6 protein-coding genes and 1 tRNA gene are annotated in these 5,545 nt (G+C 66.2%); 3 read left to right on the plus strand and 4 right to left on the minus strand.

The genetic code is table 11. From position 1 onward, the window contains the following. A partial coding sequence (locus KGM94_RS22990) for a phosphatase PAP2 family protein (protein ID WP_300264420.1) occupies positions 1 to 448 on the plus strand: 448 nt, incomplete at its 5' end. 248 nt (positions 449 to 696) lie between these two features. Here the strand turns inward: KGM94_RS22990 and KGM94_RS22995 are convergent. The 3 genes from KGM94_RS22995 to KGM94_RS23005 form a co-directional block, all read right to left on the minus strand. Beyond that, positions 697 to 771, minus strand: a tRNA-Val gene (locus tag KGM94_RS22995). A gap of 182 nt (positions 772 to 953) precedes the next feature. Next, a complete protein-coding gene (locus tag KGM94_RS23000) occupies positions 954 to 2,234 on the minus strand; it encodes a hypothetical protein (RefSeq protein WP_300264422.1) in 1,281 nt (426 codons plus the stop codon). A gap of 121 nt (positions 2,235 to 2,355) precedes the next feature. After that, the gene (locus tag KGM94_RS23005) at positions 2,356 to 2,961 is read right to left on the minus strand and encodes a DUF1134 domain-containing protein (RefSeq protein WP_300264425.1); all 606 of its coding nucleotides are present in this window, start codon (positions 2,959 to 2,961) and stop codon (positions 2,356 to 2,358) included. A gap of 109 nt (positions 2,962 to 3,070) precedes the next feature. Here KGM94_RS23005 and KGM94_RS23010 point away from each other — a divergent pair, with 109 nt between their 5' ends. Continuing rightward, positions 3,071 to 3,589 (plus strand): YHS domain-containing (seleno)protein, encoded by a 519-nt coding sequence (locus KGM94_RS23010; protein WP_300264427.1) that lies wholly within the window; start codon positions 3,071 to 3,073, stop codon positions 3,587 to 3,589. Here KGM94_RS23010 and KGM94_RS23015 read toward each other — a convergent pair. After that, positions 3,568 to 4,410, minus strand: a complete 843-nt coding sequence (locus KGM94_RS23015; RefSeq protein ID WP_300264429.1) for a 3'(2'),5'-bisphosphate nucleotidase CysQ — start codon at positions 4,408 to 4,410, stop codon at positions 3,568 to 3,570. The two genes, KGM94_RS23010 and KGM94_RS23015, sit on opposite strands and share 22 nt — an antisense overlap. A gap of 173 nt (positions 4,411 to 4,583) precedes the next feature. On the opposite strand from KGM94_RS23015, the gene chpT reads away from it, so the two are divergent. Further along, positions 4,584 to 5,231, plus strand: coding sequence for a histidine phosphotransferase ChpT (gene chpT / locus KGM94_RS23020; protein ID WP_300264431.1), 648 nt, complete (start codon positions 4,584 to 4,586; stop codon positions 5,229 to 5,231). Positions 5,232 to 5,545 lie beyond the last annotated feature (314 nt).

Below are 5,545 nucleotides of genomic sequence, written 5' to 3' on the forward strand. Positions count from 1 at the left end.
AAACGCCGCGCAATCGGCCGCCGTCCCGTCCATCGCTCCATCCTCCGCATCGAATCAGAGGACCCCGACAGATTCAGCTCAAAGCCGTCTTGTCACCTACTTCTTCACCCGATCGCCCTGGGTCCTGACCTTTCCCAGCTTCCACACGGTCGCGGCAATCGTCTACGCCTGGGCCGTTTGGCCCATTCGTTCCTTGAGAAGCGTCGGCGCGCTCTGGAACGGCGCCATGATCGTTTCGACGCCGGTCAACGGTGGCCACTATTTCGCTGATATCCTCGCGGGCGCGCTCGTGGCCGTTCTGTCCATTCGCCTGGTAGGTCGTCTTGGCCGCGCTCTTCACGCGAAAGAGAATTGTTTGAAAACACCACCCGGGTGGCGCCGACATTGTGGCGTGCCGCGGATCAGGCGCCGCCTGATCGTCCGAGGCCGCGCGCCTCTTCCGGAATGATGGCATTATGCCCCTGATTTGCCCGACGCGTCAAGATCGATTCGGAAAAATCGTAAGTCGTCATATCGGTCCTTGACGGCACTGTGCATGGGGTTGAACCGCAGATTTCGTCGAGCGGCCCGAAGTCGGGGCCGCACGTCGGTCGCGGTCCGCCTGTGCTGGAGCTTCGGCGGGACAGCCTTCGCTCGCTTCGCCATGATGGAGTTGGGTTGGCTCGCCCAGCCGAAGCTCGCGAAGCGAGCGAAGGCTGGTGGGCGCACAAGGGATCGAACCTTGGACCTCTCCCGTGTGAAGGGAACGCTCTCCCGCTGAGCTATGCGCCCGGAAATGGTGTGGCCCGTCCAGCGCTTGGCCGGCCATCCATCGGAGCCCGCGATTTAGAAGTGTGGGCCAAAGGTGTCAAGTTGGGTGTCAGCCTTTCAGGCACCGCCGAACCGCGAAAGCGGGCGGCAGCAGCCTGCGCGATGCCGGCGGATCGTGCCAAAAACCCGTTTTCGGCCAGCGCTTACGCCCCCTGCTGGCGGGCGCGGGAGGCGTGGGCCTGCAGCGCGCGGATGCGCTCGGCGAGCGTTCCGCCGCTTTCGGGCAGGCTGGGTGCGGCCGCGCCGTTGGCCGGGCGCGGAGCGGGCCTCGGCGGCTCGCCGGCTTCGGCCGCGAGCAGCGCCTCGATCGGCGAGTTCGGCCCCTCGAGCTGCATGGCGAGTTTTGCGACTTCGGCCGCGATGTCGTTGATGCGCTCGCGCAGGAGCGCGTTCTCCATCCGCTCGGTCGCCCAGGAGCTTTCCGCCTGCTGCTGGATCGCGTTGATGTCCCGCTGCAGTTTCGCGCGCTCGTCACGTGCGACGCGGAGCTGCTCCTCGAGCGCCGCCTTCTCCGCGCGCAGCGCGTCCGTCGCGGGCGACTTGCCGCCGGTGAGCCCGGCGATCTCGGCCCGCAGCTCCCTGATGGTGCGCTCGGCATTGTCGTTGGCCTGGCGCAGCTGGTTGTTCTCGTAGTCGCGCTCGGCGAGCAGCTTGCCCTGGGTCGAAAGCCGACCCTCGAGGTCGTTGATGCGGCCGGACAGCATCTCGGCCTCCTTGACCTGCAGGATGAGCTGGCGGTCGAGCTCGGTGACGCGCTGGCTCAGATTCTCCACCCGGCCGCGCGCGTCGCCGAGCTCGCGCGAGGCGGCTTCGGATTCGCTGCGCTCCTGCGTCAGGCGCGCCTGCGTCGCGGCAAATTCCTTCTCGGCGTCGCCGACCCGGTTCTTCAATTCGTCGATCTGTGCGCGCACCGCGACGAGCTCGACCTGGCGGCTCTCCGCCATCATCGAACGGTCCGAGAGCTCGGTGTTGATCTTGGCGAGCTCGCCCTGCTTGTCCTTCAGCGCGAGCTCGGCGTCGCGCAGCGCCGCCGTCTTGGCGGTGAATTCCTCTTCGGTGGCGCGAAGCTGCTCCTTCACCGCCTTCTCGCGCGCCTCCAGCGCGAAGATCGTGGCGTTCTTCTCGCCGAGCTCGATCTTCATGCGGTTGATCGCGTCGCTCTTCTTGCCGAGCTCGGCAAGCTGGCTCGTGGTCTTGTTCTTGAGCTGGTCGACGCTCATCTCCAGCCGCCGCGCCGACATCGCGAACTCGGCGCGCAGCTGGTCCTTGTCGGCCTGGATCTCCGCCATCGACAACGGCGTCGCGGCCTCGAGCCGGCGCGTGGTCAGGCGCACCGCGCGATTATGCACCAGCGGCACGATCGCGAGCCCGCACAGCATCGACAGCAGGAAACCGATCGCCAGATACATGATCGGTTCGACCATGAGCCAGAACTCCGTCAACGAAGGAAAAATTTACCAAAGACAATGCCACGGCGGGCCGGCCGGACGCCAGCCCCGGCCCGTCGTTAACGTGAATCCGTAACCGGACGGGAGAGGCGCCTGCCTAGAACGGGTTCCAGGTCGCGCGCGGGGTGTATTTCAGGTAGCCGATGTTGGCGCCGAGCCGCAGCCCGATGCCCGAGCGGATCGGCACCAGCACGATGTTGTTGGCGGTCAGCGCCGTCATGCCGAAGCCGCCGATGATGTAGGCGGAGCCGTCGATGCCGGCGAAGCGCTGGTAGATCGCGTTGGTGGCCGGCAGGTTGTAGACCAGCGTCATGGTGCGCGCGCCGTCGCCGCCCCAGTCGAAGCCGAGCGAGGGACCCTGCCAGAAGACCCGCAAGTCGCCGGCATTCTTGGTGTAGAGCGTGCCTTCGCCATAGCGCAGGCCGGCGACGAAGGCGCCGGAGCCTTCCTCGCCGAGGATATAACCGTTCGGCAGGCCCCACTGGCTAACCGCCTTCTCGATGATCGAGGCGAGCCCGCGCGAGACGTTGCCGAAGAAGCGGTGCCCGGCGCCCACCAGCTCGTCCGGACCGTAGGTATTGGGCGCGGGGGTACGTTGCGGCGGCGGCAGATTGGGCGGCGGGGCCTGCTGTGCGGACGCCGGCACGATCCAGCCCACCAGCGCGACGAACGCGACTGCGGCAAGGCGTGATGCGAAAGTCATAAACCTACCCCTGGTATCGAATCCGACCGCTTGTTTAACCTGACGCCAACAGTCGCGGCTCTAGGTTGCGCCGGATATCCCCTCGACTCGGATGTTATCCGTAGCAACTATGACGGCACAACGGCAGGAAAGCAGCCCTTCGCGCCCCGGAATCGCCTTGATCAGCCTGGTGGCGGGTATTTGTCTGGTTGGACCGAGTCCGGGCGGGGTTTGGTCCGCTGCGCAGGCCGCGACCACCGAGCGCGTCGTGGTCAACCGCTTCTCCGGGGTCGCCATCGAGGGCTTCGACCCGCTGGCCTATTTCATCGATGGCAAGCCCGCGCAGGGCTCGGCCGAGTTCGAGGCAAGCCAGGCGGGCGCGGTCTGGCGTTTCCAGAACGAGGGGAACCGGGCGTCCTTCCTGGCCCATCCCGAGGTCTACGGGCCGCAGTTCGGCGGCTACGACCCGACCGATGTCGCCCGCGGGATCGCGGTTGCCGGCAATCCCCGATTCTTCGCGATTTCGGCGCAACGACTCTATCTGTTCAGCCTGGAAGCGAATCGCGACGCCTTTGCCGCCAATCCCGGCCGCTTCCTGGATGAGGCGCGGAAACGCTGGCCGGCGCTTCAGGACGGGCTTTCCCAGTAGGCGCGCGCGGCCTGCGGATCGCCCCAGGCGATGAATTTTGGAACGATGAACCCGTTGCGTCCCTCGCCGAAGCTGAGATCGCGGCCCCGCTCGTCGGTGACCCGGCCGCCGGCCGCGGTGACGACCGCGCAGCCCGCGGCGACGTCCCATTCCGAGGTGGGGCCGAGGCGCGGATAGATGTCGGCGGAGCCTTCCGCAATACAGCCGAACTTCACTGCGGAACCGAGCGCGCGACGGACCGCTCCGGGACGGCCCGCGATGAACGCCTCGCTCTTTGCATCGCCATGCGAACGGCTGACCGCCGCGATCCAGGGCTCCCCCGCCTTCGGGAGCGGACGGGTATGGATCGGTTCGGCGCTACCGCTACCGGCGGCCTCGATCCGCAGCCGTTCGGCGCCGCGCCCGACGATGCCGCGCCAGATCAGCCCGAGCGCGGGCGCGGCCACGATCCCGAGCAGCGGCGTGCCCCTGGTGACGAGCGCGAGGTTTACGGTGAACTCGTCGCGTCCGGCCACGAACTCCTTGGTGCCGTCGAGCGGATCGATCAGGAAGAAGCTCTCCGGGAACGGCGGTTTTGCGCGCTGAGCCCGCTCTTCCGAAAGCGTCGGTACATCCACAGCAAGCCGGGCCAGACCGTCGGCAATGATGCGGTCGGCGGCGAGGTCGGCCTCGGTGACCGGCGAGCCGTCGAGCTTGCCCTCGACCCGCATCGCGGCGCGGTTGACCGCAAGGATGGCTTCGCCCGCCTTCACCACCAGCGCCGTCAGCGGTTCCAGCAGGCTGGATGCGCCCTCGCCATCGATCGTCCGCATCACCTGCATGCCCCGTTCATCGACAAGCCTCGTCCTTCATCCCGCCCGATTCGCCTCGTCCTTATGGCCCCGAACCCGTCGCAAGCGCTAGCTGCACGAGGGGTGCGAATGTTAGAACCCGCGCCGTCCGTCAAGCATGCGTGATTCGCCGCGTCCGCGCCGTGCAAATCCAGGAACCATCTATGTCTGGCACCTCGTCACCCGGTCCCGTTCCCGATACGCTCGAACTCGCAGCACTCCTGTGCTCGCGGGTTTGCCATGATCTGATCAGCCCGGTCGGCGCCATCGTCAACGGTCTCGAAGTCCTTGACGACAATCCCAAGCCCGAAGACCGCGACTTCGCCCTCGAACTGATCCGCAAGAGCGCCAAGACGGCTTCCGCGCGGCTGCAATTCTGCCGTCTTGCCTTCGGCGCAGCCGGGTCGTCCGGCGCGCAGATCGATCTCGGCGACGCCCAGGCCATGGCGCGCGGCCACATCGAGGACGGCAAGTGCACGATCACCTGGAATCTGCCGCGGCTCCTGCTGCCGAAGAACCGGGTCAAGCTGCTGCTCAACATGCTGGTCATCGCGCAGCACACCATCCCGCGCGGCGGCACGCTGACCATCGATCCGATCGGCGAGGGCGAAACGATGAGCTTTCGCGTCACCGCGTCCGGCCTGAATGCGCGCTTGCCGCAGAACATCGCCGAGCTCCTGAGCGGCGAGCGGGGACCCGCGGCCGATGCCCACGCGATCCAGCCTTATTATACGCGGCTGCTCGCGCAGGCCTGCAGGCTCACGGTGACGCTCGCGCCCGAAGGCGAGACGATCGTCGTTACCGCTTCGTAAACGCGTTTCAATCTCAGTTGGTTAACCAAGGCTTGACGGGATGCCTCGGCTCGTTCGGGGCGTCTTATCTCCTTGTTGGTTCCGTTCCTTTGCACATACTCAACCAATATTAAACGCTTTCCGGTGAAGCTGGCCGCATTCCGAAAGGCGCGTCGATCTCGCGCGCCCTCCCTGTATGAAGGCCTGTTTCCATGGATGATCTGTTGCGGGAGTTTTTGACGGAGACCAGCGAGAGCCTGGACACCGTTGACAATCAGCTGGTGAAGTTCGAGCAGGAGCCGAACAACGCCAGGATCCTGGATAACGTCTTCCGC

The organism is Bradyrhizobium sp. (assembly GCF_028868675.1).
Taxonomy (GTDB): domain Bacteria; phylum Pseudomonadota; class Alphaproteobacteria; order Rhizobiales; family Xanthobacteraceae; genus Bradyrhizobium.